We start from the raw sequence: 19,530 nt of genomic DNA on the forward strand, positions 1-19,530 counted from the left end.
AAACGGAAGCGAAAAAATTCACTGGCTATTTACGAGGGATATTTTCCAAGACCGCTAACAATAGTGTCCAGTATTGACCAACCGTTTGGATATTCACCATCTCATCAGGGCCGTGTGGAAAGCGTATGGTCGGACCAATTGATACCATGTCGAGGTGCGGATAGGGTTTTTTAAAAAGTCCACATTCCAGACCTGCGTGGATCACCATGATTTCCGGCTCACGCTGATAAATTTTTTCGTAGGTCGCCTTGACGATGGCCATCACTGCAGAATTGTTGTCTGGCTTCCAGCCCGGATAACGTCCTTCAAATTGCACACTGGCACCAGCTAAGTCGCACAGTGACTGTAACTGACTTTCTATGTAAGAACGACCACTATCAATCAGTGAACGCACCATGCAAATGATGTGGATGCTATTTTCTGACGTGTTGATGACACCGACATTCAGTGAACTTTCGACCACGCCAGCGACTTCGTCACTCATACGCATCACGCCATTCGGGCAAGTATTGATCAGGTTGATCAATTGCTGTTGCGTCGCGTCTTGCAATACACGTTCTGGCGCAGTGCAATCACTTAACATGAATTTCAAAGCAGGTTCGGTCGCGGCGAGTTCGCTCTTTAACATATCCTGATATTGCAAGACGCGTTGCTGCAATAAATCAAGTTTTTCTACGGGAACTGTGAAACTACATTGTGCTTCGCGCGGAATTGCATTCCGCAGCGAACCACCTTGAATATGGCTGATAGCGAGCCCTAATTCAAGCGCGTGTCCGGCTAAAAAGCGTGCCAACAATTTATTGGCATTGCCGCGACCAAGGTGAATATTCACGCCAGAGTGACCACCTTTTAAGCCACTCATACTCAAGGTGTAAGCGAGGTGATCTGCTTGTGCTTCTTGCCATTGTGCGGATAAATTAATTTTGGCATCGACACCGCCAGCGCAACCCATGTAGATCTCGCCTTCTTGTTCTGAATCGGTGTTAATTAGAATGTCGGCTTCCAACATGCCTGCTTGTAATCCGAACGCACCAGACATGCCGGCTTCTTCGTCAACTGTTAACAGCACTTCCAATGGACCGTGCTTAATATCGGAAGAACCTAAAATAGCCAATGCCGATGACATACCGATGCCATTATCCGAGCCTAAGGTCGTGCCACGTGCTTTCACCCATTCACCATCAATCCAGGGCTCGATGGGGTCAGTCAGAAAGTCGTGCACTTTATCGGCATTTTTTTGCGGCACCATATCGAGATGCGCCTGAATCACAACCGTCTTGCAGTCTTCCATGCCTGTTGTGGCGGGCTTGCGAATAATTAGATTGCCTATAGTATCTACTACAACTGGCAATCCTTGCGCGCGCGCCCATTGTTGAATATAAGCGCTGAGTGCGGCCTCATGTTTGGATGGATGCGGAATCGCACAGATCTGTTCAAACCATTGCCATAAGGCCTTAGGAAATAATTGGCTAATGCTGTCAGATTGCTGCGTTGTATTTGTGCTTGAATTTGTGCTTGAATTTGTCATGGCGCTGACGTCGGGCGTCGATTAATTTCAGAGGGCGACAGTTTATCATAGCGGATGCTTGAATTCCTTTTGCTGTCCCAGCTGGCGATTGCATACTGGCTGAATTTGCGCTGAATTTGCGCCGCTATTATTCAAGCATTATGCTAAGTTGCTATCGACGCGATAGACCACACGGACCGGCGTTTCGCAATAATCACGAAATCCCATCCGAAGATACAATTCATGCGCCGCCGTATTACTGCTCATCACGTGCAAGAAAGGAATCTCCTGCGCTAACAACTGGCGGCGAATAATTTTATGCATCAGGCGTTTGGCTAGCCCCCGCCCTTGAAAATCAGGATGCGTACAGACGCCACTGACTTCGCGATACGGTGGGGCAAAGCTTCGTTCTCCTGCCATCGCGATTAGGCGTTCACTTGAGTGTTCTCCTGAGCTTTCACCGTCAAAGCATCCCAGATATTCTCCCAGCTCTATCGTACGCAAACCAAAGGGACCAGGATTGGTTAAGCGTGCCAAGGCGACTGCCTGTTCTGCATCGGCCTGCTGCAAACGGCGCGGCTGAAACGCGCCATCTTCTGCAGGCATCACACCATTCCACACCATGCGATACATGCTACTCTCCGCATCAATCTGCCAGCCAGCTGGCACTGCTCCTGTCCAGCCGCCTACGTAAAAATGTTCGCCGGGTTCACAATCATTTTCCAATAAACTAAAGTCAGGATTTTGGGCATCGGCAAATCCCAAGATAGGTGAAAAACCCTTGGCATATCGACGCGCGCTACCTGTGCCAGCAGCAAAGCAAGCTTGCGCGCCAGATAAACTGTACCAAAAAATATTATCAAGTTGCTGTGTCATCGTGTCCTGACGGGAAAAGTAGAACGAGGATATAGGGTGATCTTTAGTTTAGCAGAGACCATCAGAGCTTGGTTACAATAGCGCTTTCTTGTGAAAATGTGATGAAAGTAAGTTCACTCATGAATCCTTATCAAACAATTTCGTCGCCGATTTTGAATCAAGCGGGTTTAAATTGTCACGCAGTATTTGAAATCGCGCAATTGGCGCCAGAACAGCGTCAACATTTAACTGAGCAATGTCCACAAGCTGTCAATTTTAAACAATTGATTTTGATAGGGCATGGTGGAACGACCTTGTGGCAAGCGATTCAAGAAGCAAATCGTGCGCATCAAATTGAAACCAAGATCGACAGGAACTCTGACGAGCATCCGATAGACACATTTTCTATCGCGACCGTACAGCATTTTTTGCAAACAGAATGGGCCGGGTGCGATTATGAAATTCTGTATCCGGGTAGCCGCACGATAGGCTTGCAGTCTTTAGGGAAGCAAGCGGGTTGGCATCATCCGTCGCCGTTTATGGTCGGTATCAATGCGTATTTTGGTTCGTGGTTTGCCTATCGTGTTGCCGTGCTAGCGAACACCCAACTACCCTTGACAAGCAAAGTGGAAACTGTCTCACCGTGCAGTAGTTGTCGTGACAGAGTTTGTGTCACGGCGTGTCCTGCGCAAGCTCTGAACGACGGACAATTTCATCTGGAAAAATGCTTGGACTACCGTCAGCAAGCTTCATCGCTTTGCGAAAAAACTTGCCTCGCCCGCGTCGCTTGTCCTGTAGGGGACGCGCATCGCTATACTGATGCGCAAATGAATTACCACTACGGACGTTCGATCAACATGATCAGAATCTGGCGGCAGACAAAAATACAGAAAGCATAACGGGGTTAGGTGACGTACGAACTTAGTTAAACGTAGTCTTGAATAGGTTCAGCAATTCTCATATTTCCAATTGCGTCGTTTGCCTTCAGCCATCCACTCTATCGCCTGCGCTAAGCGTTTTTCTCGGGTTGCATCGGTTTTTGCCTCGCAATACCAGGCGACATATTCTTTCTGATTCGAATACGAAAAAGCGTCGAAGGTCGCGTAGGCGGCCGTGTTCTTTTTCACCGCACTCTGAAATTCGGCGGGAATTTCCAACTCTTTTTTGTCTGTATTGGGTTTTGCTCTGGCGGGGAGTTTTGCCCCACTATCATGCAACGTCATAGCGGTTTTGAGCAGGTTCGCAAATTCTTTGTCACTGGGTAAATCTTCGAGTGAAGTAATACGGCCAAAATCGCCCATCGCCTTTTTTAATGTACTATCAATTTCTAAGAGTGCACCTAACCAGAATCCTATCGCGCAATGTTGTTTGAACGCGGCGAAGTGACAGAATATGCTGCCCTTGTATTCAAAGTGCGGCATGCTCCATTTGATCGTTTCCGTGGCTTCCGGACAATGTTGATGCACCATGCTGCGAATATGACGCAAAATAGGTTGTGCAAATGCTGCAGATGTGTCGATGTAAGCGTCTATACGTGGGTCGTGATTGGGCATAGTGTTTATTCCTGCATAATTGTTTTATTCTGCAATGCGCGTAACTTGTCTTTCTTATTGGGACGTTTGCCTTTGACGCCACCATGTGGATCGGTTGGCATAATCGTTTGTGTTTGTCTTAGGCTAATTTCGTCTGGAATAAAGCCTTCAATTTGTTCACGTGCAATTTTGATTCCGTGACGTTTTTCTATCAAATGGAAGTGCGCTTCATTCGCAGCATCTGCACAGATAAAATTGACCGCTAAGCCAGCTTCACCCGCACGTCCGGTACGACCTATGCGATGGGTGTAATCATCGCTGGATCGAGGTAAATCAAAATTGACGACGACTGGTAATTGATCAATATCGATACCCCGCGCTGCGACATCGGTCGCCACCAGAATTTTAACGCGTGAGGCTTTGAAATCGTTGATGACTTGGGTGCGTTTGCCTTGCGTTTGTTCTCCATGAAAAGCTTCTGCACTAATGTGCGCACGACGCAATTTGGTCGACAATAAATCGGCTGCGTATTTTGTTGCGACAAATACTAAAACTCGTGACCATTTTTCGGTTTGGAAGAGGTGACGCAATAATTGGGTGCGCTGCGTTGCTTCGACGAGGATCGCTCTTTGTGTAATATCCGGAGTAGATTCATCGGTGTCTGGAATATTGATACGAACCGGATCGCGCAAGATTTGCTCAGCTAGTTCCACCACAGCGGGAGCAAAAGTCGCCGAGAAAAAACCATTCTGGCGTGACGCTGGCAATAGCGCCAGAATTTGCTTGAGCTCTTCTGCGAAGCCGAGTGCCAACATGCGATCTGCTTCATCGAGAATCAGACTTGCAACTTGGTCTAATTTGATCGCATTTTTGCTAACTAAATCGAGCAAGCGGCCTGGTGTTGCAACCACAATATCTGCTCCACCGCGTAAATGTAGCATCTGTGGATTGATAGAAATGCCACCAAATAGTACGGCGAGTTTGGCTGGATGGCTGTGACCTTGCCCAAGACTACGCAAGGTATCGCCCACTTGCACTGCTAATTCACGGGTTGGGACTAAGATCAAGCTCTGAACGTTACGTGTATTGTGCTTGGGCTGTTTACTTGCTTGCGCACGGATATAGTTTTCCAACAAGGGTAGACAGTAGGCGGCCGTCTTACCAGAACCTGTTTGCGCGGTCGCCAGAACATCACGTCCAGACAGCATGACCGGGATCACGTCTTGCTGAATTGCGGTTGCTTGCAAATAGCCACGAGCCTGAATTGCGTTGAGTAAGGTACTGGAAAGTCCGAGTTGGGAGAAGGGCATAGTGCAATGTGAAAAGAGAGAAGGGCAAACCAAAAGCCGACAACTGCGATTTTAAACGATATTTCAGATGAATCCTTAGCTGATCGTGTTTGGCGACTCAGAACCGGTTAAATACCAAAAAGTGTATTTCGCCTAGAATACTCAAGCTGCACTTGCTAAAGCTGCCAGGCATTCTAGTCATTTAGACAGCGTACCAAATAGAACACAGTAATGCTGATTTTCGTGAACTTTTGAGGAAGTTTGAACACTTTTTTTTGTGCATCCTTGTTGAGTACACCTAATAGTATTAGGCTGCAGTTTGTCTTCAGCCAGCATCTTGTTGACGGTTTTTGCAGGGACTCCGACATTTAATTTGAGGAATATAGAAATGCGTATAAAAACAGGCTTAAAAATAAAATGTGGCGATGGTCCCGTGCGATCTAGTTGGCGTATCGTTGCTGTCATGGTCATGCTCGTATCTGGTTTCGGCATGCATCTAGGTGCGTTCGCCGATGACACGAAATCTGTCTTAACACCGCAGGCACTTTGGGCCATTAAGCGCGTTGATAATCCGGTCGTGTCGCCCGATCAAAAGCAAATCGCGTTCACCGTACAAACTTGGTCAGTTGAAAAGAATCGTGCACAAAATCAAATCTGGTTGATGGACGCGCAAGGTACAAATCAGCGTCGCCTCACTACCGCGGATGCGAGCGACAGTGCGCCGGTATGGAGTCCTGATGGTAGTCGTATCGCTTTTACTTCACGACGTAGCGATGATGAAGCTCCGGCTTTGTATGTCTTGCGTCTTGATGGCGGCGAAGCGGAAAAAATATTGGAATTGCCGTATGGCGTCGTAAATCCGCAATGGTTGCCAGATGGTAAGGGACTGGTACTTGGGACGAATGCAATTCCTGCATTGAAAGGCGCTTGGAGGTTGGAAGACCTCGCTGCGATGAAGAAGGAAATTAAACGTCGGCGCGAAAATAAAATGACCGCCAAAGTCACGGAAGACCGCGTGTATCGTTTCTTTGACCATTGGTTGACAGACGAATTGTCTAGCCATTTATTGAAATTCGATCTCGAAACAAAAACATTGAAAGATCTGACGCCTTTCTCTCAATCTTTGTTTAGTAGTTCTGGTTCTTTTGATTTTCAGATCGCACCAGATGGTCGCACTCTTGCGTTGAGCTTAAATACCATCCCAGCACCGCATCAGGAAACGGATAATAACGATGTGCTACTGATCTCATTGGACGGTGTCCATGGCGTAAAAAACATCACCACCGACAACCGTGGTGCAGATAGCGCGCCAACTTTTTCTGCCGATGGCAAGAGCTTGTATTACATGCGTACCAATACGCCGATTTATGACGGCAGTTCTGTTAAATTGTGGCGCTATGATGTAAGCAACGAGAAAAACATCGCTGTGACCGAAGCGCGTGATTTTTCGGTTGCTGAATTTCAGGTCAGTAAGAATAATAATCAACTGTGGATGGCGGCTGAAGATCACGGGGAAACGAGCATCTTTAGTATGAAGCCGGACGGTGGTCTATTTGAACGTGTTATACGCGGTGGTGGTATTGGCAAGTTGAAGCAAACGGCAACGCATCTGTTCTTCTTGCGTAGCACCTTTGATCGCCCTAACGAAATATTCTCGCTAGATCTAATGACCAAAGTAGTACGCCAACTCACACACTTTAACGATGATCTGATGGCGAAATTTACCTTAGGCAAAGTAGAAGCTTATAGTTTTAAGGGGGCGAATGATGATCTTGTGCAGGGCTGGCTTATTTTTCCACCTGACTTCGATAAAAACAAAACGTATCCTTTGCTGCAATTGATGCATGGTGGACCGCACACCATGGTCGGGAATGCGTTTAATTTTCGTTGGAATGCACATGTCATGGCGGCGCCGGGTTATGTCGTTAGTTGGGTGAATCGCCATGGATCCACTGGTTTTGGCGAACAATTTGCGCGCAGCATTAATCATCAATGGGGGGAGAAGCCGACGCAGGACGTATTGCGTTCGACCGATTACCTGTTACAAAAATTTCCGAATATAGACAGCAAGCGTATCGCCGCTGCTGGCGCTAGTTATGGCGGTTATCTAGCGGCTTGGCTCGCGGGCCATACTGACCGTTTCGCTACCATCGTTGATCATGCTGGTGTGAATGACCTTGTCGCACAATATGGATCTGATTCGACGAATTATTCGTTTGAATTGACTTTAGGCGGCAATCCCTGGAGCAATGCAGATGTGATGCAAAAAAACAATCCGATGAATTACGCGAAAAATTTCAAAACGCCGATGCTGTTGACGCATGGCGAAATTGATTATCGTGTTCCTTACGTGAATAGCACGGCACTGTATGGTGTTTTGCAAGGAATGAAGATTCCGTCTCGCTTAGTGATTTTCCCGAATGAAAATCATTGGATATTGTCGCCACAAAACGCGATCTATTGGAACTGGGAAGTACAAAGCTGGCTGCAACGCTATATTGGCGGCACGCCAACTTTGACGCAGCCAAAGTTTAATTAAACGCTAACCTCGTTTTGGCAATAGTAATACCGGTCATGGCCTAAGTCGGACCGGTATTTTTTTACATTAAGCGAGCGTTATCACACTTGCTTTTGGGAGAACTCTCAAGACATTGGATTTGCTACCAGTATTTTTTCTGAGTTTGCATTCAAATGAGTGACTCAGTGCATCTAAGTTAAGATTAATCTCGTGTCTAGTTTATCGATACTATTCATACAAATAGGACAGCAAGACTTCATCTAAATAGCGATTTTCGCTTTGCAGGTAAGTGTAACGACGCAAGATTCCCTCGCGCACAAAGCCGCTTTTTTCATATAGGCGTATGGCACGCACATTTTCTACGCTGGTACTTAATTCTATGCGTGTTAATTGCATACTTTGACCGAGAGCAAGGATCTCGCTGAACATCGCGTAGGCATAACCTTGTCCGGCCATTGTCGGGTCAATTGCGACTCCTCCCAGATAGGCGATATGTGCGGTTCTGTGTTTTAGTCGAATGAGCTTAAACATCCCAATATCACGCTCATCTTCGCTAAAAATGTACAACACACCAGCATTCAATAATTCAGAAAAAATCGGTACAAAGCTATCTTCATCCATGTCCTCGTACAGCAAGTATGGATTGACTTGTGGGTGCATATAAAGGTCGTAAATGAATTTGAAATCGCTTTGTTGAACTGGTCTGATCATGATCGTTTTGATGCAATAGTTTGAATAATTTTTTTTGAAGATACTTGAAATTTGTTTGTAATCGTATCCGTGCAATGTGCCGATTAGACGCCCGGGCGAAGAGTTGCTGTTACTCCCGATATTGATCGAAAATCCGTGTCAATTCACCCTTTTTATCGAGCATCAATAGCGCATCGTTAATTAATTTGAGCTGCTCTGAAGCTAGGTTTTTCCTCACGCCCAAATAAAATTTTTCCGACAGCATTGGTTGATCTAGCAAGCGAATTTGCTTCTCAAAACCCGCGCTTTTGATCGCGGCTTTCATGCCTGGCGAGCGATGACAATAGAATCTGCCACGTGCTGCTAATAATTTTCTCAGATTGGATAGGGACGAAGTTGCTCCCGCATCGATTTGTAAACCGCCTAAATTGTGCAAGATGTCTACAATGCCAAAACCGTGTATTGCCATAATAATGCCTTCTTTACCAAGGCGACGAATATCATCCCAACTTTGCGGGTTGATTGGATCGTCGACTCTTACGGCCAGTAAATAGTTGACTGTAAAAAGTGGTGTCGGTAAGAGTTGATAGTGCTCCGTGTTACGGGGTAGATTTTGTACTCCGCAGATGACATCTATCTGATTGTTGCGAAAATGGGCATCGATGCGCATCCTTGGCATCCACACTTGGTCGCCTTCGAAACGTAGGTTAGTCGTGAGTTTTTCTATCGCTCGGAAAATATCCACACAAATTCCACCGATTGCTGGCTTGTTATATTGGTTAAGTGCGATGAATTTGGGTTCAGAGGATTCTTGTGCCGCTGTACGTAATACGATTGTGGCCATGCTTGAATACGGGACACTTAAAAGCAGGATTACTAAAACGTATTGCGTCAGACGCATGGGACTTCCTTATGGTGGCCGGAGAAATTGGTATCTTTTCGCCGTTTTCAATGCTTCCTGAACTAACAGGATTGTACCTGTGAATCCGGTGAATTAGTCTGGCACTTTAACTTGAGTTGGTAGAGCGCTGTGCGCGAATTATCTCGGTCCTAAACAACCGGCTGAGAAATTCATTGCTGACGATGTATTGCTCAGTGCATTCCAGTCAGTGCTGCCACCATGTAGCCAGTGTCGCGGCGCAATAAGCTCTCATTAAACTGTATAGTGAGCCTGCCATCGACCACTTTCCGGGTTTTGATATCAGCATCTTTGAGTCTTTGCTCCAATCCCACTAAGCGCGTTGGCGAAAATGCGAGCGTGGCTATATTGCTGCCTTGCTCAACTCTGTGAACTGTGATCCCATCGATTTTCTCCAAGGCGGATAATAAGTATTCCCCTGCCTGCCGCACACTCGCAAATCGTTGCTCCACGCCTTCGAGTGCATCTAAGGCGGGCAATGCTGCCTGCCATCCGCTCGACTGCGTGCCGCCAAAAATATGACGCAGTTCACGCGCCTTATTCATTTGTATTTTCGAGCCTGACAAGATTGCGCCATACGGTGCGCCCAGATATTTATACAACGAAACATACACGGTATCAAAAAACTGGCAATACGATTTGACGTCAAAGCCTGGCATACCGCACATCAACAACAAACGTGCGCCGTCTAAATGCAGGGGAATTTGTTTGCTGCGCGCAAGCTTGGCGATTTCATTGATCTGTCCATTGCTCAGCGTACCGCCCTGAGTACGTCGTACGGGGCTTTCTAAAGAAATAGCACCGACTTTGATCGGATAAGGTCCAATTTCAGCACGTTGAATTGCGTCGCTAAGTTCCGTTAACGTCGGTGCGGTTTTTCCTGCAGCAAGTGGGACGAGGTTGATGCCGCTCAAAGTCGTCACACAATTGCTTTCATCGCGGTAGACATGGCTCTCTTGCTGCACTAAAGCATGTTTCGCTTCACCACATAAAATGCGGATGGCAATGTGATTAGCCATCGTGCCTGTCGGCATGAAAACGCTGCTTTCTTTACCGAGTAGTTGAGAAAATTTTTCCTCCAGTGCGGCGACTGCACCACCGTTTAAATATGAATCAGAGATGGCGCGATGTTTGTTTATTAATGCTTGTAGGCGATTGGCATCGCCTAATGGAGAAGACGGTAAAGAATCGCCAGCGAGTACGACTTGCGTATCCGCATCGGTCGTGGTCGTATAGTAAGGGGTGGGGGGATTTGGGCTTGTCAGCTCAGATGCAGCCAAACTCGTACTTGATCCTAATGCGACCATTGGCAATGCAGAACCTAGAAATTGACGGCGATTAAATGTCATGGTTTGGCCTTTTCTAGCAAGTTGTTGCCCTGATTTGAGCGTATTGATTGTGTCAAAAGAAGATGTCCGGAGTCGCGACGACAGCATTATTCTGGCGCAAGCGGTAATCCTACTTCCTGCTTTCAGTAGTAGGAAATTACTTGATCAGTTTATGCAGCATAAGTTCCTTACTTTCATGACTGCAGGAAAAATTATGTCGTGGAACCTGTATTTTGCTGGATGAAAAGTGACTGACAGCTTAGCCTACGCGATCACGAATCGCTAACTTTCCCGCTATGTACGCCATTGGAATATACGCCGCACCTATATCAACGATGATAAACCAAAGTGGTGCCGGCAACATGAATGCGCTAGCGATGCCGCCAACAAGAAATAAGCATCCTATCCCATACGCGAATCGTATTTTATGATTCGCTGCAATCAAGGCGGCGAGGAATGCACCAACGAGAGTCCCAAGAGCGTGAGCCAGAAATGGAAAAATAAAATGCTTGGGTTCGAATAAATGCATCGATGCCTGCAAGCCTTCTGTCGTCGTGACGATCGCTCCCGCTGGCGGCGGAATTATGGTCGCGCTCACAGTGATGAGCGCCATATTAACGATGCTGCCAATCACAGCGCCAGCGATGACGGCGAGGATGTTTTTGAGTAATGATTGCATACTATGCTCCTGATCAAATCAAAAAATGGGATGTGCTGATCAGGCTGCAAAATCAGACACGGTTTTCTCGGACCATACATGACACATATATTCTGAGGTTGGAACTAAGTTCGATGGATTCGCACTGGTAAGTAAGTTGATAAGTAAGCTGGTAAGTAAGCTGGTAAGTAAGCTGGTAAGTAAGCTGGTAAGTAAGCTGTTAACTAGCGTGGTGATTGAATCCAGTACAGCTTGCTTTGCGGTCATGGCGCACACAAAGGCAAGCAAATTTCAAATCTGGTGCCACTGCCTAATATACTTTCCACGTGAATGTTGCCCCCTAATACTGCTGTAATAATGTTATAGCAGATATGCAATCCTAGTCCACTACCGCCTTGCCCCATACGTGTTGTATAAAATGGTTCGAATATATGACTCAAGTGTTGTTCTTGTATTCCACAACCATTGTCCGAGAAAATAAGCTTAATGCTATTCGGTATGCGGCTGCCAGTTTCAGGGTTCTGGCTACGGGTTCGCTCGCACGAGATCGTTATTTTCCCTGCCCGGGTTTGGTCAAATGCGTGAAGGATTGCATTCATCATGAGATTAGAAATGACTTGGCCGTAAGGTCCTGGAAAGCTATCGAGCTCAATATTTTCGTCTATACGAATTTCCAATTGATGTTCTTCACGACGCAGTCTGTTTTCTAAAGTCAGCGCAACTTCGTGGGTCACCTTAGAGAGATTGAATAGTCGTCGTTGGTCTGACGTTTGATCTACTGCAATTTGTTTGAAGCTGGTAATGAGGTTAGCTGCGGTTGAAAGATTCCGGATTAATAGATCGCATGCGGTTTTGGCATTCGCGCTATATTCTTGAAGGGCGGAGCGGCGCATTTGACCTGTTTCTACTGCTGCCATGGTTTGGCTGGTCATATCGGACAAAGTACTGGCTGCCAACAAACTATTTCCGATCGGTGTATTGAGTTCGTGGGCAACGCCCGCAACAATGGATCCCAGTGCAGCCAATTTTTCTTGCTCGACCAGTTTGTCCTGGCTTAGTGTTAAGCGTTGATAGGCAAGTGCATTATCGAATGCAACGGATGCATACGCCGCTAATGATCGTAAAATGATCAAGTCCTTTTGCTGGTAAGCATAGACTTGTTGATTTCCAATGCTGATGATGCCGATGACCTGTTGGTTCAGCATGAGCGGGACGTACAACAATGATTGCAATTCCGACGTCAGTAGTACGTCAGTAGCACTCAGAACACAGTGGGCGTTTGCTTGTTCTGATGTCAGCGGCGAATTTGCTGCACCATCCGGTGCTGACTGCTCAAGACTCACAGTGTAGGGTTTAATCTGCATACCGTTTTCGTAGGCAAAGTTAAACCTGATGATACGTCGGTTCCAGTCCAGCATGCCGACGCTAAACGTATTGCAAACCATCAGTTTTTGCACATGCTCGTAAAGCTTTTCTTCGATGGAAGAAATGTTTAATGAAGCAGTGATTTCGCGCCCCATGTCGCTGAGTAGTTCGATATCATGGCGCGCTCGCTCTGCTAATTCACTTTGTGCGACGACCTCTCTGGTTCGCAGAGTGACGGTGTTTTCCAGATTTTCCGTGTGCAATGCAATTTCTTGTAAATATGCATTTCGCTCCTGTGCTGTGGCCGCAACGAGTTCGAAAGAAGGAACCCACGCCTTTGGCACTGGCGGTGAAGTCAATGAAGGATTGCCCGATAGTCTGACCAAAAAGTCGACTAGCTTTAAGGATGGGAGCGCAAAGTAATATGAAATCAAACCAGTCGCCAAGCATAATAAACCTAGCAGGCCTAGCACTATCCATAGTGTATTGCCTGCCTCACTTGCCGCTAGTGCATTCAGTTCCTGCGCCGAAAAATACACAATGAGACTCCACTGACTTCCTCTTAGCGGCATACTTAGCCAGTACCAGTTTCCGGCATGCTGCATCCTATTTTTGGGTATCGTGCGATGGTCTGCCAAGTGCGCATATAAGCTCTTCGGTAATACTTTATCGAGCATCAAAATTGTTTGTCTGCTTTCTACTTGTCCACGATCATCGGCGATCAGCTTACCTGTCTCATCAATTGCAATGAAATTTCCTAAGTTGTGGCTATTCTCTTTCAGCACTTCACCAAACATCTTTAATGTTATATCCGTTCCAAGAACACCAGCGAATTTCTGATCGACATATTGTGGATGAAGTAAACTGACCATCGCGCCTTTGCCGCCAGAATCGTAGTAAGGCGCTGTCCATTGTTGCAAATGCTGTGGGTTATTCTGTGGCCCCAGCTCTTGCAACATTTGTTTAGCTTGTGCATTAAAAATTTGCGTGAGTATGTCTTCTTTCGTCTTGCTTCCCGTGGTTTGTTGAAGATCTTCTTCAGAAATATAGGGATAGACTGCCAATAAATCTTCTCTTGCTGAGTAAAACGAAGTCCATTGAAAATAAGGATAGGTTTCGTGCGCTGCTCGTATTGCCGGAAAAATTGTCATCGACGCAGCGAGTTCCCGCTGGAACAATGGATTGGAATCAGACTGCTGGCGTACATAAAGCGCGCCAAAACGTGCGCGCCACCAAGCATCTAATTGCGTACCAACTAATTCACCGTTACCATTTTTACGCACACCAAGTTTATTAAGATTTTTCCAATGGAGATCATTGATCGCGAATTCGGGCTTCTCTAAGGCATCCGTAAATTGGATACCTAAGCGTTGTACATGTGTCGTTGCAATCTGAATAAGCTGTTCAAATGCTAATTTTTTGTGTTGTGTATTGGCGGTGACCTCCGCGAATAGGCGTGTTTCTACTGTCGTTTCCGTATATTTTTGATAGAGCCAGATGATGGCTGCAACCGGAATGAAGATGGCGAGCAAAAAGAGCACAAAATGTCGCTGCAAGCGTCGTAATTGCAGGGGGGATGTTGACGTTGTAAGCTGGGCCTTCTGCATAGTGATAGAACCGCATAATTGCTTGTTAAGTTACATGAAAATCGTGAATAGATTTCAGCCAGCGGTCATAGACACAGAAATTTGTACAATATTAAACACTAGGATCAGCACACGAGTATCCTCTGCGTTCAGCAAATTCTAACTGAAAGCACTGCGCATCTGTACGTCATTTTATATTCCTGCTGAATTCAGCATCATTGGCGCGGACCCGCTTTCAATAAATTCATACACCTTCCGAGACAGCTGTTTTTATATCGCTGACGATCAAATCCTCAAATTAGTACCTATATTGCCTTCTAATGCACTAATTGAATGAAGGCAACTTTCACTACACTGTTGTCATGGCGATGTATCAGTTTGTCAATGAATGTTGTTAATTAAAATCGATAAGGAAAATCAATTTTTGTTAGCAACAATAACCCGTGGTCGACTTCGACGAACTGGAGTGCAACACACAGTGGCGGTACCAACATTTTTTAAGGGCGCAAGGCATGGCGAAATTGATTACTTTGGGTGCAGAAGAGGAATTGCAAATTGTTGACCAACAAAGTCTGGAGTTGGCGGCACATGATTTTGAGCGTGGCCAACACGACTTTCCTGACCGGAACGGCAGCTCTTCGTGTGAACTTCATAAAGCGGTGGTTGAATTGCAAACACCAATCTGCAATACGCCGGATCAGATTGTTGCCAGCGTGGCCGATATGCGTGAAATTATTCGTCTCAGAGCGCAAGCGCAGCAGCAACGAATTTTGTCTGCGGGTGTGCATCCTTTCTCGAATTGGAAAGAGCAGGAGATCAACAAAGATCTGCACAAACATCAGCATTACATCCGCCTCGTGGATGAATATGCTGACATCATGCGCAGCTTGGTGTCGTATGGTTTTCATGTGCACTTAGGTTTGCCGAAAGGGATTCCAGCAATGGCGGTATTCAATTCGCTGCGAAATAGCTTAGCACCTGTGCTGGCGATTTCATTGAGCTCGCCATTTTATGAAGGCCGCGATACGGGTATGCAAAGCTGGCGTCATTCTATGTTAGATCGCTTACCACGTATGGGCACGCCAGACATCTGGCGCTCTGAAGAAGAATACTTCCAACATATTCATTTGTTGCGTAAAGTCGGTACTTTGGAGGCGCAGCATGGCATGTGGGAGGACCTTCGCTTACATCATCTTTACCACACGTTAGAAGTAAGAATTTGTGATGCGACACCGTCGTTAGAACATATATGGTTGATCACAGCTTTGCTGCAATGTGAAGTGGCTACTTTGGTGGAGGATTATCAACGCGGACGCTTGCCGAAGCCGTTATCCCGTGCCTGTCTAGAAGAAAATAAATGGCGTGTACGCCGCCGTGGCCTGGCGGCTACTTTGATCGATTGGAATAGCGAAACGCCTGTTAGCTTGTACGATTATTTTGAACAATGGCTGACACGCTTGACACCTGCTGCGCAAGAGCTGAATTTGTTAGATCGATTGCGTGAAAAAATACAAGCTTTGTTTATTCAAGGTGCTTCTGCCGATATTCAACGCGGAATATTTCAGCGCTCCGAGAACTATCAAACACTAGTGCAGCATTTAATCCATGAGACGGAGGACGCGCAATTTGCATCAGCTCGCTACCTCCAATAATGTTGTGAAGCCGGAGCGCTTGGCGCAATTAGCTGCGGTCACAGATCATCTAAATCATCCGTTCCACGCTTTGACGTTTGAGCTGCAACACAGCGCACCACAAACAAAACAGCGTATGCATGAATTGTGGGCGCACCGCGCAGCAACGCCACATGTGCCAGTACAGCCCGTGCTGTTCTCTGAATGGCCAGTAGTCGCATCGCATCGATTGCAAGATCAATTGACACGCAGAGCACACGCTTTATGTGAAACATTGAAGCCCTCTCTAGAAGCTGAACGAATGCAAGCACAGGGCTGGCAATACGCTAGTCGTGCGGATGTGCTGACGGTCGATTACGCGATTGTTTGTGACGACTTAGCCGATGATGCAGCGAGCTGGGATATCCGCTTGGTGGAGTTCCAGGCCTTCACTTCCTTATTGACTATGGGTTATCGTTTGCATCAGGTACACAGTCAGCTATGGCCGCAACTGGCAGATTGTCCTCCCTGGCAGAAACTGAGCAACGAGCAAGCATGGCTAGACCATGGTCGTCACTGGCTGGCAGGTGGTGATAACCCCGCATTATTGGAGTATCAACCATGGCAGCGCGGAACTCTGTTTGATTTGCACGCAGCGTCGATCTTATGGAATGTGCCCATCATAGAACCTGCGCAGTTAGAGATCGACGCCACTGGTCGTTTGTTTTCAAAACAGTGCGGTGTACGGCAACCGCATGACAAGATTTTGAATCGTCTGATACTCAGCGAACTCGATGATGAACCGCAATTGTCGTCACCGTTGTTAGCGCAATTAAAAACAGCGAAACTGAATTGGCATAGTCATCCCGCCTGGTATTTTTTAGTGCAAAAAGGCCTGGCAGCTGATATAAAAATTCCGTTTGAACCAGAAAACGTTAAAGGTCATCAATGGCGTAATTTGAATTTGCCAGCACAGAATTTAGTAGCGAAAAATATCTATTCTTGTGGCGGAAAAGATTTGCATATAGGGCCTGACGCCCAGACCCTAGATCAATTGCAGAATCCGGAGCAATGGCTAATACAACCGCGTTTTCGACCCTATCCGGTCATGCGCACCCAATCAGGCTCACCGGTTTATGCAGAAGTGCGTTTAATTCTGCAATTGCAGGAAGCTAATGAAGCACGAATCGCTATGCAAATAGTTCGCATGTATTGTGCTGAGCAAGCCTCAGCGAGCTTTTTTCAGGGGCGCGAGGGCGAAGGTGCGAGTATTTTACATACGCCGCCGGGTATTTAGGTCCACAGATCTAATACTGCCCATTTAAAAATTCTCGATAAGCTTTGATTGTTGTGGGTTTTGACATGGCATTCATGTGCCCTGTGCCTATGGATTTTTCGTAGCGTTTATTGGGCTTTTTTAAACTAACAAATAATTCATACGCTGACGCTTCAGGTGTTTGTGTGTCACCATCGCTATTGATGATGAAGATAGGCGCATCGACGTTTTGCAAGGCAGTACGGTTGTCGATGGCACTTATTTCACTATCTAAGTTGATATGCACAAACGGCTTAGCAAACCACGGCACCATATTGCTGGCGTACGCATCAGCACTGGTGCAAGTACCTTCAAGCACTAAACCATCAAGTGGTCTGAAGCTGGCGAGTCTGGCTGCAACAAAGCTACCAAATGAATGGCCGTGGACCACTAGTTTTCCAGCGACCATCTTACGAACATGGTCGTAGAGCGCTAAGGTGTCGGTTTGTAGCTCCTTTAAACTATGAGCTTTTCCAAACGAATCGCTGCGACCAAATCCCCGGTAATCAAAACTAATGATGTTTGCATTAAGCTGGGTAAGTGGTTTTGAAAAGTAACTCCCATTCGCATCGATGCGAACTCCGCTTCCCATGAAGTAAAGAACAGTCAGTTCTGCGCCAGGTTTGTGGATGTATACACCACGGCTTATTGCGCCATCACTTTGCACAAATTCTAAATTGTCGACTTGATACTCGGTGGCGTTAGAATTAAAAAGAGTGATCTTGTATTCATCGCGCGGAACGAATTGCTGCGCCGTAAAATTGATTGTGGTACAGCCACTCAGTGCGAATATGCTCAACAGTGCGCTTGCAATAAGATTTTTTTTCATTTTATGTGTCAAAGTTAACAGATAGATTTAAGGTGAAGACGCGAGCCGACAAAAAACATTTGGGTTAGCAATAAAAAGTAAATGAGGAATCATAGTGGAATAATTTCTGGATGGTGTAACTGTTTGTTAAAAAATAGTCATATCAGTGGTGAAGTGAGACTGCACGCCAGATTCTTTCATCTCATAGGATGTATGGGTATTTAAGGCGGCAAAGTCCTTGAATTGAGTGTCTGATCTGAATAGATGTGATGATCGCGGCATTCGCTCGATAGATGATCATAGTCTCAGCGGCACAGATAAACCATTTGACCACTCGCTTCTGTTGTGCAGCGTTTGCATGCCGATCGTATTTTCTGCGCCAGCGAAGGTGCAAGTTGACTTTGTAAAAACTAGCGCAACCAATTGCTGAAACTAAACGCAGCAATTAAATCCACACCGGATTTTCTGTATCACCTTCAGGAATATACGTCAGGTATTGCACCATTCGTGGCGTTTGCCCCTGATTCGGTGTGGCGCAATGAGGTAAGGCTTGATGCCAGATCACAAAGTCTCCGGCTTTCCCTGGCACCGCTTGCGCTTGCAGGGTTTGCGCGGCGATGCGGCGTGCATCATCGCCGGGTTTTAGTTTGCTCAACCAACTGGAAATCGCGTGCTGAAAACCTGGTACGCAATGGAATGCGCCTTCGGATGCTGTACAATCACTCAAGTACAACAAGCCTTGATAACGCTCAGGGATTGGGATTGCGAGGCTCACATCCCAATGTAAGTTGTTACCGCGAAAAGTAAAATTCTGAGTTTCGGGAGGATTGAAACTCAGATGATCGATGGTTTTGTAAATCGCTTGATGGCCATACAATTGCTCATAGGCTGCGCGAATACGTTTGGAAGCGCGATTCGTGTTTAAACGTGGATGGTTATACAGCGGCAGCATCAATCCTTGTTGCGCAAATTGGGAGGTATACCAACTAGATGGATCGTGCAAGCTAGCACCCAAATATGTCCAAATGACATCGCAACTTGCTGCACATGCATCAGTGTCGATGACTTGCGGCAGCACTAAGTAGCCATTCGCATCCCAAAAATCCATTTGCTCTGGCGACAGACGAAAATCAATGTCTTCAGAGTCGTGCGCCTCTTCTAGCAAAAAATAACTGTCTCGCGCATGCTCTATCCAATTGCGAAAGCCTTGTAAGGTTGGGCGTTCTTCAATTAGAAATTTAAGTGCTACCGGGTGCGCAATATTATTCTCATATAATTTCTGCACCTGCCGTCGCCATAATTTCACGTCCAGATCACTAGTTTGATACGAAGGATCACATTGTCGCTGCCAAAGCTTTTCTAAAATTGACCAATCTTGCATGTGTTATTCTGCGTGTCTGAGATTTGAAAAAATTATTTGAATAAATTTTACTTCAGCTGAGAGCTTACCTGTACATATCAGATGTGACAATCCGAATTGCGATAGTGATTCACTTGATGTGAATGAGCTGTAAATCGGTTAAACGAAAAAAGAGGGTTTTGCCAATTTT

At 46.2% G+C, this 19,530-nt stretch carries 15 protein-coding genes; 4 read left to right on the plus strand and 11 right to left on the minus strand.

Features of this window, described 5'->3' with window-relative positions; translation table 11 throughout:
- Positions 1-25: 25 nt before the first annotated feature.
- Together ACO0KW_RS16790 and ACO0KW_RS16795 are read right to left on the minus strand one after the other, a co-directional pair.
- Positions 26-1,528 carry an aminoacyl-histidine dipeptidase gene (locus ACO0KW_RS16790; RefSeq protein WP_423054487.1) on the minus strand — a complete coding sequence of 501 codons (1,503 nt, stop codon included), beginning with the start codon at positions 1,526-1,528 and terminating at the stop codon, positions 26-28.
- Between the two features lie 138 nt (positions 1,529-1,666).
- On the minus strand, positions 1,667-2,383 hold the full coding sequence (locus ACO0KW_RS16795; RefSeq protein ID WP_423054489.1) for a GNAT family N-acetyltransferase: 717 nt from the start codon (positions 2,381-2,383) through the stop codon (positions 1,667-1,669).
- A 101-nt stretch (positions 2,384-2,484) separates the two neighbouring features.
- Between ACO0KW_RS16795 and ACO0KW_RS16800 the strand changes: the two genes are divergently transcribed.
- Positions 2,485-3,261, plus strand: coding sequence for a hypothetical protein (locus ACO0KW_RS16800; RefSeq protein ID WP_423054490.1), 777 nt, complete (start codon positions 2,485-2,487; stop codon positions 3,259-3,261).
- A 48-nt stretch (positions 3,262-3,309) separates the two neighbouring features.
- On the opposite strand, the gene ACO0KW_RS16805 is transcribed toward ACO0KW_RS16800, so the two are convergent.
- Positions 3,310-3,915, minus strand: coding sequence for a YdeI/OmpD-associated family protein (locus ACO0KW_RS16805; protein WP_423054491.1), 606 nt, complete (start codon positions 3,913-3,915; stop codon positions 3,310-3,312).
- A 5-nt stretch (positions 3,916-3,920) separates the two neighbouring features.
- Positions 3,921-5,204 (minus strand): DEAD/DEAH box helicase, encoded by a 1,284-nt coding sequence (locus ACO0KW_RS16810; protein WP_423054492.1) that lies wholly within the window; start codon positions 5,202-5,204, stop codon positions 3,921-3,923.
- 367 nt (positions 5,205-5,571) lie between these two features.
- Between ACO0KW_RS16810 and ACO0KW_RS16815 the strand changes: the two genes are divergently transcribed.
- The gene (locus ACO0KW_RS16815; protein ID WP_423054493.1) at positions 5,572-7,722 is read left to right on the plus strand and encodes a S9 family peptidase; all 2,151 of its coding nucleotides are present in this window, start codon (positions 5,572-5,574) and stop codon (positions 7,720-7,722) included.
- Positions 7,723-7,929: 207 nt separating this feature from the next.
- On the opposite strand, the gene ACO0KW_RS16820 is transcribed toward ACO0KW_RS16815, so the two are convergent.
- The 5 genes from ACO0KW_RS16820 to ACO0KW_RS16840 form a co-directional block, all read right to left on the minus strand.
- On the minus strand, positions 7,930-8,412 hold the full coding sequence (locus tag ACO0KW_RS16820; RefSeq protein WP_423054494.1) for a GNAT family N-acetyltransferase: 483 nt from the start codon (positions 8,410-8,412) through the stop codon (positions 7,930-7,932).
- A 109-nt stretch (positions 8,413-8,521) separates the two neighbouring features.
- Entirely contained in the window at positions 8,522-9,235 is a 714-nt protein-coding gene (locus tag ACO0KW_RS16825; RefSeq protein WP_423054496.1) for a substrate-binding periplasmic protein, read from the minus strand.
- A 248-nt stretch (positions 9,236-9,483) separates the two neighbouring features.
- The gene (locus ACO0KW_RS16830; RefSeq protein WP_423054498.1) at positions 9,484-10,659 is read right to left on the minus strand and encodes a threonine aldolase family protein; all 1,176 of its coding nucleotides are present in this window, start codon (positions 10,657-10,659) and stop codon (positions 9,484-9,486) included.
- A 238-nt stretch (positions 10,660-10,897) separates the two neighbouring features.
- Positions 10,898-11,317: a hypothetical protein gene (locus ACO0KW_RS16835; protein WP_423054500.1), complete on the minus strand. Its 420-nt coding sequence runs from the start codon at positions 11,315-11,317 to the stop codon at positions 10,898-10,900.
- 242 nt (positions 11,318-11,559) lie between these two features.
- Positions 11,560-14,268 (minus strand): ATP-binding protein, encoded by a 2,709-nt coding sequence (locus ACO0KW_RS16840; protein WP_423054502.1) that lies wholly within the window; start codon positions 14,266-14,268, stop codon positions 11,560-11,562.
- Between the two features lie 491 nt (positions 14,269-14,759).
- Between ACO0KW_RS16840 and ACO0KW_RS16845 the strand changes: the two genes are divergently transcribed.
- Together ACO0KW_RS16845 and ACO0KW_RS16850 are read left to right on the plus strand one after the other, a co-directional pair.
- Positions 14,760-15,899, plus strand: a complete 1,140-nt coding sequence (locus tag ACO0KW_RS16845) for a carboxylate-amine ligase (RefSeq protein WP_423054503.1) — start codon at positions 14,760-14,762, stop codon at positions 15,897-15,899.
- Positions 15,874-17,154, plus strand: coding sequence for a hypothetical protein (locus tag ACO0KW_RS16850; protein ID WP_423054504.1), 1,281 nt, complete (start codon positions 15,874-15,876; stop codon positions 17,152-17,154). The genes ACO0KW_RS16845 and ACO0KW_RS16850 overlap by 26 nt, the downstream gene beginning before the upstream one ends.
- A gap of 10 nt (positions 17,155-17,164) precedes the next feature.
- Here the strand turns inward: ACO0KW_RS16850 and ACO0KW_RS16855 are convergent, their stop codons facing one another.
- Both ACO0KW_RS16855 and ACO0KW_RS16860 read right to left on the minus strand, forming a co-directional pair.
- Positions 17,165-18,001, minus strand: coding sequence for an alpha/beta hydrolase (locus ACO0KW_RS16855; protein ID WP_423054505.1), 837 nt, complete (start codon positions 17,999-18,001; stop codon positions 17,165-17,167).
- A 424-nt stretch (positions 18,002-18,425) separates the two neighbouring features.
- The gene (locus ACO0KW_RS16860) at positions 18,426-19,361 is read right to left on the minus strand and encodes a phytanoyl-CoA dioxygenase family protein (protein WP_423054506.1); all 936 of its coding nucleotides are present in this window, start codon (positions 19,359-19,361) and stop codon (positions 18,426-18,428) included.
- Positions 19,362-19,530 lie beyond the last annotated feature (169 nt).

Source organism: Undibacterium sp. Ji22W, from assembly GCF_049340305.1.
Classification (GTDB): domain Bacteria; phylum Pseudomonadota; class Gammaproteobacteria; order Burkholderiales; family Burkholderiaceae_D; genus Undibacterium.